Source organism: Caulobacter sp. S45, assembly GCF_009765965.1.
Taxonomy (GTDB): domain Bacteria; phylum Pseudomonadota; class Alphaproteobacteria; order Caulobacterales; family Caulobacteraceae; genus CAHJWH01.
In genome coordinates, this window is sequence record NZ_LMUL01000010.1 from 216448 (window position 1) to 233127 (window position 16680).

Here is a 16680-nt window from a genome sequence, read left to right on the forward strand (position 1 = left end):
CCGTCGACCCCTCACCCTCCCATTGCTCGCGCAACGGGCCCCGCCCTCTCCCACAAGGGGAGAGGGTCTCAAAGAGCCCCGCCCATGACCGCCATCCGGCCCCAGCCCGGCCCGCAGATGGCCTTCCTGTCCTCGCCCGCCGACATCGCCATCTACGGCGGCGCGGCCGGGGGCGGTAAGACCTGGGCGTTGCTGATGGAGCCCCTGCGCCACGTCGCCAACCCCCACTTCGGCGCGGTCTTCTTCCGCCGCACCACCGTGCAGGTCCGCAACGAGGGCGGGCTGTGGGACGAGAGCGGCAAGCTCTATCCCCTGGCCGGCGCCCAGCCCCGCGTCCAGGCGCTGGAGTGGCGCTTCCCCTCCGGCGCCTCGGTCAGCTTCGCCCACCTGGAGCACGACAAGACCGTCTACAACTGGCAGGGCTCCCAGATCCCGCTGATCTGCTTCGACGAGCTGACCCACTTCAGCGAGCGCCAGTTCTGGTACATGGTCAGCCGCAACCGCAGCCTGTGCGGCGTGCGCCCCTATATCCGCGCCACCTGCAACCCCGACGCCGACAGCTGGGCGGCGAACCTGATCGCCTGGTGGCTCGATCCCGAGACCGGCCTGCCGATCGAGGCGCGGGCAGGGGTGCTGCGCTGGTTCGTGCGCCTCGGCGACGCCCTGATCTGGGCCGACAGCCCGGCCGAACTCGCCGCCCACGTCGACCCCGCGTCCGGCGCGCCGATCCCGCCCAAGTCGCTGACCTTCATCCCGGCCCGGCTGACCGACAACGCCGCCCTGATGGCCGCCGACCCCGGCTATCTCGCCAACCTGATGGCCCAGCCGACCGTGGAGCGCGAGCGCCTGCTCGGCGGCAACTGGCGCATCCGCCCCGCCGCCGGCCTCTACTTCCAGCGCGGCTGGTGCCGCATCGTCGACGCCGCCCCGGCCAGCCTGCGCATCGTGCGCGGCTGGGACCTCGCCGCCACGCCCAAGACCGAGCGCAACGACCCCGACTGGACCGCCGGGACCAAGATCGGCCGTTGCCGTCAGACCGGCCGCTACACCGTGCTCCACCACGTGCGCGCCCGCGACACCCCCGCCCGGATCGAGGCCCTGATCCGCAACATCGCCACCCACGACGGCCCCGAGGTCGAGATCAGCCTGCCCCAGGACCCCGGCCAGGCCGGCAAGGCCCAGGCCCAGGCCCTGGTCGCGGCGCTGGCCGGCTACGACGCCCGCGCCACGCCCGAGACCGGCGACAAGCTAGTCCGCTTCGGCCCCTTTTCCGCCCAGGCCCAGGCCGGCAATGTCGACGTGCTGCGCGGGGCCTGGAACGACGACTGGTTCAACGCGCTCGAATCCTTCCCCGACGCCCCCCACGACGACGACCCCGACGCCACCTCCCGCGCCTTCAACGCCTTCCTCGGCGGCGCGAACAGCCAGGGCCTGCTCGACCTGATGCGGAGGGACGACGGGGCGAGGGGGGCGGCGGTCCCGCTTGCCCCCGCGCCGACCGCGCCGGGGTCGGTGGAGTATGGTCGCTGAGCCGCGCTGCGTGCTTCGAGACGCCCTGCGGGCTCCTCAGCATGACGAGCGGGTGGGGCGCGGGCGTATCTTTGGGCGCGCAGTTCGGCTCGGTCGCTTCACGATGCCCCAATGGTGCGGGTCAACCCGGCCCAGAGGAAAGCAAGTAGCCAGATAGCGGCAGGTATTGCGAGGACTGATCCGATGGTCACGAATGCTATGCCTTTGAACAGAGCCTTCTTAGACCTGATCGCTCTGATTCCTGAGGCTATGAATATGCTGCCCCCGATCAGCGGAGCGGATATATAAATCAATAAAACCGAGCCCAACGCGAGAAACATCCAGCCTTATCCGAAGCCTCCCAAGCAATGTGAGGCGCTTGATGGAACACGAGAGATCGTATTCGCCAATCGCGCGCCGTGTAGCATCACCCGCTGCGTGCAGCTCAATATAATTTGAGCGTATACGTGCCGGCTACACTCGACGTCGGCGTCTCGAAGCGTGCAAATGAATCCCGCCTGTTCGAGGTGGAACATTGCGCCATTAGCGGAATCGCCCGGCTTTACGAGCCGAGCCACTTCTCCCGCGAGTTGCTTGTCGCTGGCCGAAGCGCAGCCACAAAGGCCCAAGGCCAACAGGGACGCCAGCAGGGCGCTTTTCCCTGAACGGATTTCGATCAATGCGAGACCCCTGGCCTGAAGATGATGGCGCGCAGAGATTGAATGTGCGCTCCCCGCACGTCATGGGCAAGAGTTGCCCCCACTCTAACGAGCCCTCCCTATTCCCCCAGGTTTCGTCATGCTGAGGAGCCCGAAGGGCGTCTCGAAGCACGCACCCCGCCGCCCCGCGCGTTGACACGCATTATGGCCAAGCTACAATCCTGGGATGTCGTTCAGATGGTTGTTCGCCACGGTCCCGTTGCTGCTGGTCGGATGCTCGGCGGGGGCCGACACCCAGTCGGCTGAGCGCGCGGCCGTCCAGTTCCATCAGCTACTGAACGCGGGCGACGCCTCCACCATCTACGACACCAGCGCCGACGCCTTCAAGCGCGCCGAACCCAAGGCCCACTTCGCCGTCTTCCTGGCCGCCGTCCACCGCAAGCTCGGCGACGCGAGCGACAGCAAGCCGCAGAACACCAACGTCAACTACACCACCAACGGCCAGTTCATCACCCTAGTCTACAACACCAAGTTCTCCTCCGGGACCGGCGCCGAGACCTTCGTCTACAGCATGGACGGCGGCGCTCCGAAACTCGTCGGCTACCACATCAATTCCGAAGCGCTGATCCTGAACTGATCTACGCGCTCCTTCTCCCCTTGCGGGAGAAGGAAGGGGCCCGCGCGCCATCGGCGCGTGGGAAGGTTGAGGGGTCTCGCCGCGGCCAGCCCCTAAGCGCCCGCCGACCCCTCACCCTCCCAGCCTGCCGCTGGGACTCTCCCTCTCCCGCTAGGGCAGAGGGCCCACACACCGCCCACCGGAGAGCCCACCCATGCCCCCACCCGGCGGCCTACGCACCTCCATGCGCTTCAGCCTGGACAACGGGCGGATGCGCTCGACCTTCACGCCCGCCAGCGCCATGTTCTCGCCCGGCCTGCCGATCCCGCCGTTCGATCCCCAGCCCGTGCGCGCGCTGGACTTCGAGGTCGGGATCAACACCGTCTACACGCCCCGCGCCGGCACGGCCTTCAGCTTCCCCGAGCTGCGCGCCTTCGCCAATGTCGAGCCGGTGCGCCTGGCCATCGAGACGGTGAAGGACCAGCTCGAGCGGCTGGACTGGGCGATCAAGCCCCGCGACTCGGGCGTGATCGGCCCGCAGGACGCCCAGCGCATCGCCCAGCTCACCGCCCTGTTCCGCAACCCGGACGGCGCCACCCCCTTCGCCACCTGGTTCCGCACCCTGCTGGAAGACCTGTTGGTGCTCGACGCGCCCGCCATCGAGAAGCGCTACGACCGCATGGGCCGGCTGGTCGGCCTGGACGTGATCCCCGGCGACACGCTGAAGCTGCTGGTCGACGAGACCGGCCGCCGTCCCCGCCCGCCGCTGCCGGCCTTCCAGCAGGTGATCAAGGGCGTGGTCTGGGCCGAGCTCACCGCCGACGAGCTGGTCTACGCGCCGCGCAACCCGCGCCCCAACCACCTCTACGGCCTGTCCCCGGTCGAGCAGATCGTGGTCACGCTCAACACCGTGCTGCGCCGCCAGACCGCCCAGCTCGGCTACTTCACCGAGGGCAATGTCCCCGCCGGCATCCTCAACGTGCCGGCCAGCTGGGGCCCCGACGCCATCCGGACGATGCAGGACGCCTGGCCGCGCTGAACGAGCACGCCCAGGCGCTGATCGCCAGCTTCCGCGACGAGATCGCCGAGATGCGCGCACGCGTGGAGCAGCTGGAAAAAGAGAACGAGCATTGCCGGGGCGAGAACCGCCAGGCGCTCCAGCGGATCGACAGTCTGGAGTCGCTGCTGCGCCGCGAAGGCGTCCCGATCCCCGACCGCGCGCCGCCCGGCGGCTCGATGCTGGTCGAGGCGGATGGCGCGACCAGGGCCGCGCCGGCGTCCGCATCCTGATCGGCGAGGGGAGGGTTGGCCCGACGCGGCGCCCGGGGGGGCAGGCGCGGCGCGTCGAGCCGCCCCATTGTCGGCGTCGAGCGGGTTAGGCGCGGCGTCGGCATCGGGGTTGTCGAGATAACCGGCGCGCGCGCCCGGGGTTCCACGTCCAGCCCCCGGCCGGGGCGTTTTTTCTGGAGGCTTCATGACACCTGCGGGTCTCGCCCAACTCGCGCGCGACGAGGGTTGTCGTCTGCGCGCCTATCCGGACGACGGCGGCGTCTGGACCATCGGCTACGGCTGCACTGGCGCCACCATCGGGCCCGGCCTGGTCTGGAGCCAGGCCGAGGCGGACGCCGAACTGGCGGCGCGCGTCGCCCAGACCGAGGCCGGCCTGGCGCGCGCCTGGGCGCCGCTGGACGGGCTGGGTCCGGTGCGCCGCGACGTGCTGGTCAACATCGCCTTCAACATCGGGGTGGAGGGGGTGATGCGTTGGCCGCTGACCCTGGCGGCGGCGGGGGCCGGGCGCTTCGCCCAGGCGGCCGACGACATCGCCGGCAACGGGGTGTGGAGCCGCCAGGTCGGCGCGCGGGCTGAGCGCTGCGCCCAGGCCATGCGCACGGGCGCCTGGGGCGTCGCCGAAACGTCCGATGCGTATGGCGCCGCGGCCAGCCGCGCGGCGACGGAGGGCTGATCGGATGGCCAAGTTCCTGGAAAGCGTGATCTTTTCCCTGGTCTTCCTGGGGCTGGCGGCGGCGGGGCTGTGGTTCGGCGGCCCTGCGATGCTGGCGGCGGGGCGCGACACCCTGGTCGCGGCGGCGGCCCAGAAGCAGCAGGCGGTTGTGGCCACGCGGGACGCCGCCTCGGCCGGCCGGCGCCAAGCCGACTGCCTGCGCGAGGCGTCGGGCGGGGTGCGCGCGGGGCGCCAGATCGACGCCATCCTCGCCACCCCCTCGCGCGGGCTGGTGGGGGCGGCGGAGCTGCGGAACGTCGTGGGCGTGGACCCATGAGCCGCCGCGTCCTCGCGCCCGCCCTGGCGCTGATGCTCGGTTTCGCCGGGGCGGGGTGCGTCTCGCTCCCGCGTCTGCGCCTGCCCAGGCCCGCGCCGGTTGCGGCCGCCGCGCCGGTCGGGCCGTTGTGTCCCGGCGCGCTGATGGCCGAGCTGGCCGCGTCCCCGGCGATCCCGCCCGACGCCGGCTTCCCGTCGCCCTCCACCGACGCCGAGCGGCGGGCGGTGTCGAGCTATCTGGAATGGCTGCACGCCTACGCGGTCTGGGGCCGGGCCGGCTGGTCGCGCGCGGCGGACGCCAGGGCGTTCTGTACGGGGCGGTAGGACGGGGGCTGTGTGTGGTGCGTGTTTCGAAGCACGCAGGTCGCAGCGTTCCAAACCCTGTTCTCAAAAAAGAAATGCCCCGCCGAAGCGGGGCAGTCAGAGGGGAAAACGCCCCAGGGGAAGGGGCGAGCGTCATCTGATCTCCGCGCGGGGCCGCATTAGGGCCTGCGCATGCCGATACATTGCCGAATTGAGGCGGGGCGCGCCGTCGCCGCCGCAAACCGTCCGCCGACAGGGCGTCCCGCCGCGAACGGCGTGGGACTCAGCCCTCGCGCACCTCGAAGCGGGCGCGCTCGAGGTCGTCGCGGCTCAGCATCTGCAGGGTGACGAATTCCGGCTTGGTGAAGCGGATGATCTCGGCGTCCGACAGGGCCGTCCAACCCAGCACCACCGCCGCCGGCAAACTCGCCAGGGCCGCGCCGGTTTGGGGATCGAACGCACAGACGTTTCTACGCATGGCTCAAAACCTCCCTATGCGCCGGTTCCTTGGTGTTCCGGTGGCGGGCGCGCCCGAGCGGAATCTGGACCAGCTTGGGTCGAGGCTAACACAACCCGGCCGCCGCCCGAAACCTTGGGGCCTGCGTCCAAACATCTCCGTCAAAATCTCCGTCCGGCGCGCCGCCCGCCGCCGAAGCCCACCCTCCTTTCAGGCGGCCCAGACCAAGGATTCCCCATGTCCAAACTGTCCCAGGCGTTCGACGCCGTGGTGGCCTTCTTCGAGGGCAACAAGGCCGTCAGCGCCGTCGTCGCGCCGATCAGCGCCGACCTGTCCGCAGCCCTCCAAGCCGCCGAAGCGGCGCTGCCCGCCGTCGCCACCGCCGGCGCCAACGCCGCCCTCGCCCTGCTCGGCACGGAGGGCGCGGCCTTCGCCCCGCTGGTCGACGACTACATCGACGCCCTGATCGCCGACCTCACCACGCGCAAGAGCGCAGCTGCGGGTTGAGCGGGACGTATTGCTTGCGGCTTTCGCCCCGCTCGGCTTCGGCTGGGCGGGGCTTTCCTCAGGTGCGGCCCGGCTACAGCCACAGATAATTTCAACGACGAAATCATGCCTGTGGTTGCGCCCATTATAGGGTCGCCAAAGCCGAGCTTTAGTGTTTTTGGGGGGAGTTTATGCGGTTGGGTCTGGGTGTTGCGGCGGCTGTTGCCGCGCTGGTCGGTTCGGGTGTGGCGGCGCGTGCCGAGGGTCCGTTTTATGTATCGGGAAGCGTGGGCGGCTATTTCCGTCAGTCTGACGACACCATGGACGAATTTCATCACTCGGCGACCCCCACCATCAACGTTCCCGGCACGGACAAGCGCGGGTTTGATCCGGGTGTTATCGGCAACGTGGCCATCGGTTATCGGCTGATTTCGCATGTCCGCGTCGAAGCCGAGTTCGGTTACTTCAGCTATACCGGCAGCACGTTGAATCCCACGGCCTTCGCCTCGGGTTATCCCGAACTGAACGGGCAGACGTTCCGACGCACGTCCGGCGACCGGTTCTCCCGATACACGGGCACCGCCAACGCCTTCTATGATTTCTCGCCTATCGCTGGCCTGTTCGCACCCTATGTCGGCGCCGGAGTGGGAGCGTCGCGTGATCACCAGTCCGTCGGCACGTTGAGGTCCTCGGACGGGACGTCGTTCCAATCGAGCGGGGGGTCGTCAACCCAAGGACTGGCCATGGTCGAGGGCGGCTTGAGCTTCCCGATCACCCGCAACCTTTCGCTGGTTCCCGCCTACCGGTACGTCCATTTCTTCGCCGGGAACGAAGACGTTGCCCATGTGGTCAAGGTCGGGCTTCGCTATAGCTTCTGAAGCCGGCCTCCAGCGCCGCTTGCGGATTCAGCGCTTGCACGGCCCCGCCCGGCTCCGGCTGGGCGGGGTTTCTGCGTTTAGCGCGGCCACATTCGGAGAGGGCGTTAGCGGCGGTTGACGACCCTTGGCGGACGTTGGGGACGTCCGCGTGCGGGGAGCTAAGCGGGTGTGATCAGCACATAGATGTAAGCGGCAACAGCGCCTTGCGAGGTCGTGACCTCCGCCACAACCCGCCGGTATCCGTCACCCTCGAAGGCATCCAGGCGAGCCCAGTGATCGGGTAAGTCGTCTGACGAGAAGAGGTCGACCGCCACTGTTTCGCCGGTTGGGTTCAGCACTAGCCCTGGGTAACCTTGGGCCGCACCCCAACCGGCGTCATGCAGATCGCCGCGCACGCTGCCGCCAGACCATTGCCCGCGCAATCCAGAAAGCTGGTGATGATTTGGGCGGCCAGGGCTCAGCGTTCCGTATGTGGCCAAGCGACAATCGGCGTTCATGAGCACACGTCCTAAACCATGTGCCAAAGACCGCAAACCACCTTTACCTGACATCCCTACCGTCCGTTTCCGGGCGTCGGCTCGAGCCTGCGCATGGCCCCCGTCGTTTCTTCGGGCCGTGAACCCTTCCCGCTCGGCGGCCCCCGATCCGAACCGCCAGTGGAGCCTTTGGCGGCGCACCGGGTTTTCATAGGGTGGAGCAATTACCTTATGAGAACGGCGAACCAGTGCATGACCAAGGCGGCCGAGCTGAGACGGCTGGCCGACGCCTGCGAGGCCCCGGCGCTAAAGGCCGACTACCTGTCCATGTCGCGCAGCTGGGAGGATGTCGCGGTCGAGGCCGCCTGGCAGGATAGCTTGGCCAGCCTGGCGCTCACGGTCCAATAGGTCACAAGCCGGCGCCGAGACTCCGGCGGCCGGAGGGCGTAGGGTTTGCGGGTCCGCATCGATCCGCTGCCGACCGTTCGTTGCGCCTGCAGGATCGGAGCCCACCTCACGCCATGAACCAGCCGATCGCGGATGTCGAAGCCGCCCAGACCCTGGCCCAGGCGATCGTGGACACCATCCACGAGCCCCTGGTGGTGCTGGACGACGGGCTGAAGGTGCTGGCCGCGAGCCGTTCGTTCTACGCGACCTTCCAGGTCGATCCGGCCCATACCCTGGGGCGGCTGCTCTACGACCTGGGCGACGGCCAGTGGAACATCCCGGCGCTGCGCCTGCTGCTCGAGACCATCATCCCCGAGCTCGTCGCCATGGACGGGTTCGAGGTCGCCCACGATTTCCCCAGGCTCGGCCACCGGGTCATGCTGCTGAACGCGCGCAAGGTGCTCTATGCGACCAGCGCGAACGCGACCATCCTGCTGGCCTTCACCGACGTCACCGAGCGGCGGCTGGTGGAGGAGGAGAAGGCCGACCTGCTCGCCACCACCCAGGAGCTGCTGCGCCAGAAGCAGATACTGCTCGAGGAGATGCAGCACCGGGTCGCCAACAGCCTGCAGATCATCGCCAGCATCCTGATGCTGAAGGCCAGGGCCGTGACCTCCGAAGAGACCCGCCACCATCTGCGCGACGCGCACCAGCGGGTGATGTCGGTCGCCCAGGTGCAGTCCCATCTGCAAGTGACCGAGGGCGTCGACCGGATCGAGGTCGCGGCCTACCTGACCAAGCTGTGCGCCAGCCTCGGCGGCTCGATGATCGGCGACACCCAGCCGATCAGCTTGACCGTCACCGCCACCAACGGGCAGATCGGTTCCGACAAGGCCGTCAGCCTGGGCCTGATCGTCACCGAGCTGGTGATCAACGCGATCAAGTACGCCTTCCCCGAGGCGAAGGCCGAGGCGCGGATCGATGTCGGCTACGTCGCCTCTGGCGAGGACTGGACGCTGACCGTCTCCGACAACGGCGTCGGCAAGGGCGTGGGCGCGCCTCCGTCCGCCCAGGGCGGGCTGGGGACCGCCATCGTGGAGGCCCTGGTCAAGCAACTCGGGGCGAAGATGGCGACGAACACGGTCGGCGGGGTGAGCGTCTCGATCAGCCATTCCGCGGCCTCGCTGCTGCCGCAGGCGGCCTAGCCGGCGGCCGGCGCATCGCCCGATCCCGTTCGGTCGTGTCCACGTTGGGCCTTGGTATGTGCGTCCTTCGAGGCGCCCCTTCGGGGCTCCTCAGGATGACGGGCCTTGGTGGGTCGCAGAAACCTTCGTCATGCTGAGGAGCGGCGCAAGCCGCGTCTCGAAGCACGCAGGCATCTCAGCCTGCTCCCCAGGGACCTACCAGCACCCAACGTGAACGCGGACTTTGATTTTATCAAAGTTGATTCGCGCCATTGCGGAGCATGTACGGCCTAGGTTGGGCCGACGCTTGCAGATGAAATGCGGAGAAATTGGAACTTACGGGCCGTAGATTCGATTTAATTGATATCGATTACGATAATTTCGGGAGCTTTGTTTTCATGCCAACGGGCCATGGTGCGCATCAACTGCGAGGGGTGGTTTATCCAGCGCCGCCACGCGACACCGACGCCTTCGTCCGCAGCTTCGTGGATGCGCTGGTCGAGCGGCACGGCCGCGCACGCTCGCAAGAGCTGCTGGGCGACACGGACGGCGGCCTGGAGCGACCGGCGAAGGGATCGGCCCACGACGCCTGACCCCACAACCCTACGACCTGACGGTTTCGACAAAAAGCCCCGCTGGCTTCGGCCGGCGGGGCTTTTGTCGTTTCGGGGTCGGCCGGCGCGCGCCCTGCAACCTTGGCGCAAAGAGCCGGCCGTAAAAGCGCAGGTCAAGCTTGCCAGGAGCGGTCATGTCCCGCCTCGTCCCATCCATCGCCGTGTTCGGCGCCCTTGTCCTGACGGGGTGCGCGGCGGACCCGCCGCCGGCTCCCGCCCCCAGTGCGCCGCGCGCCGATCCCGCCCGTTCCGAGCCGGTCGCCCGACCGATGCTGTTCATCAGCCCCTGCGGCGAGCCGTTCCGCTCCAGGCCCGGCGAGCCCTATCCCGTGGTCGCCTGGTTCAACCAGGCCGACGCCGATCACGACGGCAAGCTCGACCGAGCCGAGTTCACAGCTGACGCGGTGCGGTTCTTCCACGCGCTGGACCGCAACGGCGACAACCTGATCGACGGTGGCGAGCTGCACATCTACGAGCACCAGATCGTGCCGGAGATCGCGGCCGGCGCCGGCCAGGGCGTTTCGCTGACCCTGCCCGGCGCGGGGCCGGTGCGGTTGTGGCAGGTCGCCGAGCTCGAACTGATCCAGGGCGGCATGGGTGGCGGTGGAGGCGGCGGCGGTGGGGGCGGCGGTCGCCATCATAGCAGCAGCAGCGGGTCGAGCAGCCCCGCCACGCCGGGCGGCGTGAACGACGACCTGGTGGGGGCTGCGCCCTACAACCTGCTCAGCGAACCCGAGCCCGTGGCCGCCTCGGACCTCAGCTTCACCGGCCGTATCAGCCTGGCCGACTTCAAAACCCGCGCCGGCCAGCGCTTCGACCTGCTCGATCCCGACGGGCGGGGCTACCTGACGCTCGACGCGCTGCCCCACACCAAGGCGCAGGACCTGATCCGCCGTCCACGCCATCGCCGCCCCCCGCCGCAGCCGCAGGCCTGATCGCGCCCCTGGCCGGACGCGCGGCCCTGCCGGCGCGCGCCGCGCTCTGCTAAGCCGGGCGCATGTCCCCAAGGTCCGACACCTCCGTCAGCCCGCCGCCAAGCGCCGAGCCCTATCAGGCGATCGAGGGCGGGGTGCGGCTGGCGGTGCGGCTGACGCCTCGGGCCGGGCGGGGCGGGATCGACGGGGTGGTGGTCGGCGCCGACGGCCGCGCCAGCCTCCAGCTGCGCATCGCCGCCCCGCCGGTGGAGGGGGCCGCCAACCGCGCCCTGATCGCCTACCTCGCCGCGACGCTGAAGCTACGCAAGACCGACATCTGCATCCTGTCCGGCGAAAACGCGCGGCTGAAACGGCTGGAGCTGTCCGGCGACCCACAGGCGATCGTCGCGCGGCTGGCGGGGTGGATCGCGGGAGCTTGATCAGAGCTCGTTGTAGTACAGGCCGGCGATCTTGCCGTCGGCGGTCAGGGGGGCGATGATCAAGTCAACCTGCGCGTTCTGGAAGACGAGGTGGTAGACGTCGTTGCCTTGAGGGTTCACTTTTTTGAAATTTATCGATTTGAATGGGCCCCACCTTTTTACATCTTGCTGGCTCTTCGCCTCTTGCTGATGTCTGAAATAGGCCGCGATCTTAGTCATATCATTGTAGTCTATTTTGCCGCTTTCCAGCGCCGCGATGTCCCTCCGAGCGGCGGCTTCCGTTCCAGGCGATGGAATGTTGTTCTTTATCCGGCGTTCACGATTCATTTCGATGGATTTGGCCGTAGCTTCGTCGATCTTTTTGGCGGGTCGCTCAACCCCGCTCTGATGTAGGACCAGGCCCGTAACCTTGCCGCGCGCATCGGTGACGAAGCTGATCTGGGCGGCGACGACCGTGAAAAAGAACTTTGTGGGACTCTCGGGATATACCTCGTAAGCATCTTGTCCCGTCAATTTAGCAAAGAAGCGGCCGTCATGGGTTGTAATGGTGATTAAATTGGGCTCGAGGGCGTAAAATCCGACATATTTAGCGAATTGCTTGGGGTCGAGCGGAACCACCTTGCGTGGCGCCTGCTGTTCCGCCGTCATCCGGGCGATCTGGGCGGCGGTGGGAGCTTGGCCCGCGCCGTCCTGCGCCTCGGCCACCGCTGGAGCCGAGCCGAGCATGCCGATCCCGAGCGGGGCGGCGAAGGCGGCGGCGGCGCAGCCGGCCAGCATCAGGGCCTTGGCGGCGTTCAGCCGCGAGGCGATAGGGGTGGTCATGATCGTCTCCACACGTTGCTTGAGATCGGCGCCTGAAATCCCCGCCGCGCAGGCGAGGGGCGATTGGACATAGAGTTTGCAGACCTTGAGGATGGCTCCGGCGTAGACCTTGGGGTCATTGCCGGCCTCGACCACGGCTTCGTCGCAGGCGCGCTCGCGGGCCTCGATCAGGCGCGCGCCCAGCCACCAGACCAGCGGGTGGAACCAGAACACCGCCTCGACCAGCATGTGCATGCCCGCCGTCAGGTTGTCGTGGCGGCGCAGGTGGCGCAGCTCGTGGGCCAGCACCGCGTCCATCTCCACCGGGCTCAGGTGGTCGGCCAGGCCCTCGGGCAACAGCAGGACCGGACGCCAGATCCCGACCACGCCCGGCTCCAGGGTCGAGGGCGAGGTGCGGACCGGGATCGGGGCCGACAGCGGCGAGGGCTTGGCCTCGCGCAGCACGCGGGCGATGCGCCGCCAGCGCACGGCCCAGATCGCCAGCACGGCGACGAAGCCCACCGCCCACAGGCCGAGCAGGATGGCGGCAAGCAGGGTGGCGGCGAAATCGGGCGGGGTCGCCGTGGCGACGGGCGCCTGCGTGGCCAGCGTGAACGGCAGGGCGGTCTGCTCTATCGCAAACAGGGCCGGCGCCGCCTCGATGGCCGGGGGTAGCGGGTGGACCAGCAGGTGGCCGCCGAGCGTGGTCAGCAGCGAGAACGGCAGCAGGAACTTCATCGAGGCGCAGAACCAGATCCAGTAGCGCAGCGACGCCCGGTTGGAGCGCAACGCCAGGGTCAGCAGGCCCGCGCCGGCCGCGAATAGGGTCGATTGCCAGAGATGGTCGAGCAGGGCCGCGATCATGAGCGCTTTTCCTTTTCGGCCAGGGCGTTCAACAGCTTTTCGGCTTCCTGGACATCTTCCAGCGTCAGCTTCCCCGCCTCGATCAGGTGGGCCATGACCGGCTGCATGCGCCCGCCGAACAGTCCCAGGAAGTCGTCGATCAGGTGACGTTGGGCGGCGTTGCGCGAGATCGTCGCCTCGAAGATGTGGGCGTTGCTGATCTTCTTGGCGCGCCGGACGGCCTTCTTGGCCTCCAGGCGGTTCATCATGGTTTGTACGGTGGTGTAGGCGGGGCGGGTCTCTTCGGGGAAGGTCTCCTGGACCTCGCGCACCGAGGAGCCGCCGTGGGTCCACAGCGCCTCCATCACCTGGAGTTCGAGCCGGCTGAGCTTTGGAGGCGCCATCGGAGCGGTTCCTACTACGATGGTAGTAGTATCTACTACAGCTCGTAACGCCCCGCAACCGGGTTCACGCCACCTTCAACCCCAGCCCACTGAGGATGGCGGCGGCCTGCGCCTTGGAGATGACCGCGCCCTTGAAGCGGGCCACATTGTCGAGCCGCAGCGCGCCCAGGTCGGCCCCGCGCAGGTCCGCGCCTTCGAAGCGGGCGTCGACCAGGTTGGCGTCGCGCAGGTTGCAGTCGCTCAGCACCGCCTCGCGGAAATCGGCCTCGGCCAGATCGGCGCCCTGGAAATCCACCCCCTCCAGGGCCATGCGGCGGAAGGACAGCCGGCGCAGGTTGGCGCTGATCAGCAGGCAGCGTTCGAAGGTCAGACCGAGCGTGCGGGCGTGCTCGATCTGGGCGCCGGTCAGCTTGCAGTCGCGAAACGCCGCCGCCGCCAGGGACGCGCCGCGCCAGCGGGTGTTGTTCAGGTCGCAGCCGACGAACTGCGCCTCCGCCAGGTCGCAGGCCGAAAAGTCCGCCTGTCCGCAACGGCAACGCACGAAGGCGCAGCCGGCCAGGTCCAGGCCCTTGAGCTCCAGCCCCGCCAGCGCCCAGCCGACGAACCGCACCGCCCGGCCATTGGCGCGGATCGCGGCCTCGACCTCGGCGCGGGTGGGCGGCTGGGGCGGGGCGGGGATGTCGGGCAGGTCGGGGGTCATGCGGGCGGGGTCGCCGCCGGATCGTCGAGCCGCTTCTTCAGGAAGTAACGCGCCTCGCCGGGCGGGTAATCCTGGATCTCGCCAAATATCTCGTAGCCGAGCTTCTGGTAGAAGCCGAGCGCCTGGAAGCTGAAGGTATCGACCCAGGCGCCGATACAGCCACGATCGCGCGCGATCTGCTCGGCGGCGGCCATGATCGACGCGCCCCTGGACTGGCCGCGCATCGCCTCGGGCACCACCAGCAGCTCGATGAACAGCCAGCGATAGGCGGTGCGGCCCCACAGGCCGCCGACCGTGGCCCCGTCTGCATCCTGGATCAGCACCGCCAGGAACTGCGACGCCACCGGCGCGGCGTTTTGGGCGTTGAACGCCGCCAGCGGGGCCAGGATCGCGGCCCGGTCGGCGAGGTCAGGCGCCAGGTTGACGACGATCCGATGCTCCATCGCGCCATAGTGGCGAGGCGGATGGGCGGGGTCTAGCGCGGGGGTGTGACGGCGGCGCGGTTCGCGGACACGCGTTTGCAACGGGAAGCGATTATAGGAACCTCACGCGTGCGACCTGGTTGCGGCGCAGGCTGACCGAGGTGTGGGGACGTGTGTCGATGACAAAGTCAACGCCGAAATTGTGGCATATCTTAGTGATCGCAAATCCGATTGTACTCACTCCGGCGCTCAATTGGCATGAATTCATCTTGGCGGCGCACGGCGACATCCAAAATCCCGTGCATTTTTTCGCCGGAGTATTTGTGATGCTGATGATAATCTACGTCGTTGCCGATATGATCAAGCAGAAGTATTTTTCACCGGCCCAGGGGGAGCGCCTGGGATAAGCCGATTTCAGGGGCTTAGGCTCGAGCGAGGGCGGGGGAATGGGTTTGCGGAAACTGTCGGCTGTATTGCTTGCAGCCGCTCTCTGCCTGTCCGGATGCGGCCTGAGCTCATCGATTGGCGTCGCCCCCCTTCATCTGGCGTCGATCCCCGGTCGTGCGGTCATCGTTTTCGGCGTTGCTGTGGATGCGGATTGGCCGTTCGACGGTTTCTCCGTCAACCTGGATCAATATGATCTGGGCCGGCAGAATATCACCGGGAACTGCTTCTGGTTTGAGCATGTCGGCGCGACATTGAAAAACCCGACGCTGGGAAAGAAACAGTATTTCGCTTTCGTCGTCCCCCCGGGCGCCTATGCCTATAGCCCCTTCAACGGCGCGGTGCTGGAAGGACCGTCGCGGGCCTTCCTGGCGCCTCCCGGGCAGGTAACCTACTTGGGCGATTTCACCTTTGTTGGAAGCGGGTCCGGTATGCCCGTACGAAACGATCGGTTGGTCCGCTTGGATGATCGTATCGTCACCCTGACCAGCGACCTCAGCGGCGCGCGTCAGGCGACCGGGAGCGACGCGATATCGGCGAGGATGGTCGAGGTCCGGCCTCCGCATGCCTTTCTCTGCACCCCATAACCATTGGCTGTGTCCACGTTGAGTGTGGGGTGTGACGGCTGTGGATCGCCTCAACCCTTGGGCGCGCGCGTCGGCTTTCGCGCCTTAGACCCGTTCAGGGCCACGGCGGCATGTATCAGCGTCTTGAAGGCGGCCTCGTCGAGTTCGGCGCCCTCCGGGATATCTATGGCGCGCCTCACATTGCCTTCCAGGCTGGAGTTGAACAGGCGCGAGGGGTCTTCGAGCGCGGCGCCCTTGGCGAAGGTCAGCTTGACCACGCTCTTGTAGGTCTCGCCGGTGCAGATGATCCCGTCGTGGGACCACACCGGAACGCCTCTCCACTTCCACTCCTCGACCACCTCGGGGTCCGCCTGTTTGATCAGGGCGCGGACATGGGAAAGCATCGCGCCCCGCCAGTCGCCCAGCGCCGCGATCCTGGCGTCGATCAGCTGGGCGGGGGATTCGCCCTCGGGGGTTGGGCCTTGCTTCATGGCGTTTGCGGCTCCTTGGGCTGTCGTCACGCGGGGTCCGTGTCGTGGGTGCTGATCCCGGGCGGCATCTGGACCCATGGGTGCCGGCGGCGGTCGTGGATCGAGACCTGGGGCGGCGGGAAGTGCGGATCGGCGAAGGCGCCTACGGCCACCGAGACGCGCGATTGCTCGTAGCCATCTTCGGTGTGGTAGACGGTGGTCCCGCAGACGGGGCAGAACCGGAAGGTGAACCTGGCCCCCTGGTCGCCGGTGCGGACATGCTCGGTGGCCACGCCGACGACCGTGTAGGGCGCGGCAAAGCTCGCCAGGGCCGCGAACACCCCGCCCGTCCGGCGCTGGCAGGCCAGGCAGTGGCAGACCCCGACGCCGCGGGGCTCGCCTCGCACCTCGATCCGTAACTGGCCGCAAGAACAGGACGCCGTGCGGGACTGCATTTGCGCGCTCCCTGGGTGGGTCGGGTATTCGGCCCCGGAGTTTGCGCAACGGCGGCCGTGTCCGCAATGGGTGGATTTTCGCGGCTGGCTTCGGCGCCGTTGGGGCCGTCACGGGAACGTGCGCTTTCCAAGCGCTGTCCACGTGCTAGAGGAAGGCCGCATCAGTAACCACCGATGGTTGCGGTCCATGGCCAGTTTCGCCGCTCTTATATTGGCGCTCGCCGCCCAGGCCGCACCTGTTCCAAGTCGCCCCCAGCAGTTCGATCTAAGCTGTTCGGGCATGGTGGAGCTGCAACTTTATGCGCCCACGTCGTATACGAAGCTGACGCGGAACGAGCCCTGGAAGGCGACGTTCAGGGTGGATTTGAAAAGAA

Annotated in this window: 25 protein-coding genes; 17 read left to right on the plus strand and 8 right to left on the minus strand. The window is 67.9% G+C overall.

What is annotated here, in order from left to right:
* Positions 1-84: 84 nt before the first annotated feature.
* The 7 genes from terL to GSQ87_RS05510 all read left to right on the plus strand — a co-directional run bounded on the left by terL (position 85) and on the right by GSQ87_RS05510 (position 5386).
* Entirely contained in the window at positions 85-1530 is a 1446-nt protein-coding gene (terL, locus tag GSQ87_RS05480; protein WP_158914066.1) for a phage terminase large subunit, read from the plus strand.
* An 864-nt stretch (positions 1531-2394) separates the two neighbouring features.
* Positions 2395-2805 (plus strand): DUF4019 domain-containing protein, encoded by a 411-nt coding sequence (locus tag GSQ87_RS05485; RefSeq protein ID WP_158914068.1) that lies wholly within the window; start codon positions 2395-2397, stop codon positions 2803-2805.
* Between the two features lie 193 nt (positions 2806-2998).
* Complete coding sequence (locus tag GSQ87_RS05490) at positions 2999-3823, plus strand: phage portal protein (RefSeq protein WP_158914070.1); 825 nt, start codon at positions 2999-3001, stop codon at positions 3821-3823.
* A 50-nt stretch (positions 3824-3873) separates the two neighbouring features.
* Entirely contained in the window at positions 3874-4074 is a 201-nt protein-coding gene (locus GSQ87_RS05495) for a hypothetical protein (protein WP_158914072.1), read from the plus strand.
* Positions 4075-4258: 184 nt separating this feature from the next.
* Positions 4259-4747, plus strand: a complete 489-nt coding sequence (locus tag GSQ87_RS05500) for a lysozyme (protein WP_158914074.1) — start codon at positions 4259-4261, stop codon at positions 4745-4747.
* A gap of 4 nt (positions 4748-4751) precedes the next feature.
* Positions 4752-5063 carry a hypothetical protein gene (locus GSQ87_RS05505; RefSeq protein ID WP_158914076.1) on the plus strand — a complete coding sequence of 104 codons (312 nt, stop codon included), beginning with the start codon at positions 4752-4754 and terminating at the stop codon, positions 5061-5063.
* Positions 5060-5386 (plus strand): hypothetical protein, encoded by a 327-nt coding sequence (locus GSQ87_RS05510; protein WP_158914078.1) that lies wholly within the window; start codon positions 5060-5062, stop codon positions 5384-5386. Before GSQ87_RS05505 ends, GSQ87_RS05510 begins: the two co-directional genes overlap by 4 nt.
* 262 nt (positions 5387-5648) lie before the next feature.
* On the opposite strand, the gene GSQ87_RS05515 is transcribed toward GSQ87_RS05510, so the two are convergent.
* A complete protein-coding gene (locus tag GSQ87_RS05515; RefSeq protein ID WP_158914080.1) occupies positions 5649-5843 on the minus strand; it encodes a hypothetical protein in 195 nt (64 codons plus the stop codon).
* Positions 5844-6059: 216 nt separating this feature from the next.
* On the opposite strand from GSQ87_RS05515, the gene GSQ87_RS05520 reads away from it, so the two are divergent.
* The gene (locus tag GSQ87_RS05520; protein ID WP_158914082.1) at positions 6060-6329 is read left to right on the plus strand and encodes a hypothetical protein; all 270 of its coding nucleotides are present in this window, start codon (positions 6060-6062) and stop codon (positions 6327-6329) included.
* A gap of 170 nt (positions 6330-6499) precedes the next feature.
* Positions 6500-7186: an outer membrane protein gene (locus GSQ87_RS05525; RefSeq protein WP_158914084.1), complete on the plus strand. Its 687-nt coding sequence runs from the start codon at positions 6500-6502 to the stop codon at positions 7184-7186.
* 158 nt (positions 7187-7344) lie between these two features.
* On the opposite strand, the gene GSQ87_RS05530 is transcribed toward GSQ87_RS05525, so the two are convergent.
* Complete coding sequence (locus GSQ87_RS05530; protein WP_158914086.1) at positions 7345-7683, minus strand: gamma-glutamylcyclotransferase; 339 nt, start codon at positions 7681-7683, stop codon at positions 7345-7347.
* A 210-nt stretch (positions 7684-7893) separates the two neighbouring features.
* Here GSQ87_RS05530 and GSQ87_RS05535 point away from each other — a divergent pair, with 210 nt between their 5' ends.
* From GSQ87_RS05535 to GSQ87_RS05555, 5 genes are all read left to right on the plus strand, one after another.
* On the plus strand, positions 7894-8070 hold the full coding sequence (locus tag GSQ87_RS05535; protein WP_158914088.1) for a hypothetical protein: 177 nt from the start codon (positions 7894-7896) through the stop codon (positions 8068-8070).
* Between the two features lie 113 nt (positions 8071-8183).
* Positions 8184-9254 carry a sensor histidine kinase gene (locus GSQ87_RS05540; RefSeq protein WP_158914090.1) on the plus strand — a complete coding sequence of 357 codons (1071 nt, stop codon included), beginning with the start codon at positions 8184-8186 and terminating at the stop codon, positions 9252-9254.
* A 377-nt stretch (positions 9255-9631) separates the two neighbouring features.
* Positions 9632-9826, plus strand: a complete 195-nt coding sequence (locus tag GSQ87_RS05545; protein WP_158914092.1) for a hypothetical protein — start codon at positions 9632-9634, stop codon at positions 9824-9826.
* A gap of 155 nt (positions 9827-9981) precedes the next feature.
* Positions 9982-10782, plus strand: coding sequence for a hypothetical protein (locus tag GSQ87_RS05550; RefSeq protein WP_158914094.1), 801 nt, complete (start codon positions 9982-9984; stop codon positions 10780-10782).
* A gap of 62 nt (positions 10783-10844) precedes the next feature.
* Positions 10845-11201, plus strand: coding sequence for a DUF167 family protein (locus tag GSQ87_RS05555; RefSeq protein WP_158914096.1), 357 nt, complete (start codon positions 10845-10847; stop codon positions 11199-11201).
* On the opposite strand, the gene GSQ87_RS05560 is transcribed toward GSQ87_RS05555, so the two are convergent.
* The 4 genes from GSQ87_RS05560 to GSQ87_RS05575 form a co-directional block, all read right to left on the minus strand.
* Entirely contained in the window at positions 11202-12866 is a 1665-nt protein-coding gene (locus tag GSQ87_RS05560; protein ID WP_158914098.1) for a M56 family metallopeptidase, read from the minus strand.
* On the minus strand, positions 12863-13249 hold the full coding sequence (locus GSQ87_RS05565) for a BlaI/MecI/CopY family transcriptional regulator (RefSeq protein WP_158914100.1): 387 nt from the start codon (positions 13247-13249) through the stop codon (positions 12863-12865). Before GSQ87_RS05565 ends, GSQ87_RS05560 begins: the two co-directional genes overlap by 4 nt.
* 64 nt (positions 13250-13313) lie before the next feature.
* A complete protein-coding gene (locus tag GSQ87_RS05570; protein ID WP_158914102.1) occupies positions 13314-13949 on the minus strand; it encodes a pentapeptide repeat-containing protein in 636 nt (211 codons plus the stop codon).
* A complete protein-coding gene (locus GSQ87_RS05575) occupies positions 13946-14473 on the minus strand; it encodes an N-acetyltransferase (RefSeq protein ID WP_216839030.1) in 528 nt (175 codons plus the stop codon). Before GSQ87_RS05575 ends, GSQ87_RS05570 begins: the two co-directional genes overlap by 4 nt.
* A gap of 77 nt (positions 14474-14550) precedes the next feature.
* On the opposite strand from GSQ87_RS05575, the gene GSQ87_RS05580 reads away from it, so the two are divergent.
* Both GSQ87_RS05580 and GSQ87_RS05585 read left to right on the plus strand, forming a co-directional pair.
* The gene (locus GSQ87_RS05580) at positions 14551-14778 is read left to right on the plus strand and encodes a hypothetical protein (RefSeq protein ID WP_158914104.1); all 228 of its coding nucleotides are present in this window, start codon (positions 14551-14553) and stop codon (positions 14776-14778) included.
* Positions 14779-14823: 45 nt separating this feature from the next.
* Entirely contained in the window at positions 14824-15402 is a 579-nt protein-coding gene (locus GSQ87_RS05585; protein WP_158914106.1) for a hypothetical protein, read from the plus strand.
* Positions 15403-15452: 50 nt separating this feature from the next.
* Here GSQ87_RS05585 and GSQ87_RS05590 read toward each other — a convergent pair whose 3' ends face one another.
* Positions 15453-15872: a DUF1801 domain-containing protein gene (locus GSQ87_RS05590; protein WP_158914108.1), complete on the minus strand. Its 420-nt coding sequence runs from the start codon at positions 15870-15872 to the stop codon at positions 15453-15455.
* A 26-nt stretch (positions 15873-15898) separates the two neighbouring features.
* Positions 15899-16306, minus strand: a complete 408-nt coding sequence (locus tag GSQ87_RS05595; protein WP_158914110.1) for a GFA family protein — start codon at positions 16304-16306, stop codon at positions 15899-15901.
* Positions 16307-16493: 187 nt separating this feature from the next.
* Between GSQ87_RS05595 and GSQ87_RS22420 the strand changes: the two genes are divergently transcribed.
* Positions 16494-16680 (plus strand): hypothetical protein (locus GSQ87_RS22420; RefSeq protein WP_216839032.1); only part of this gene is annotated, 187 nt, incomplete at its 3' end.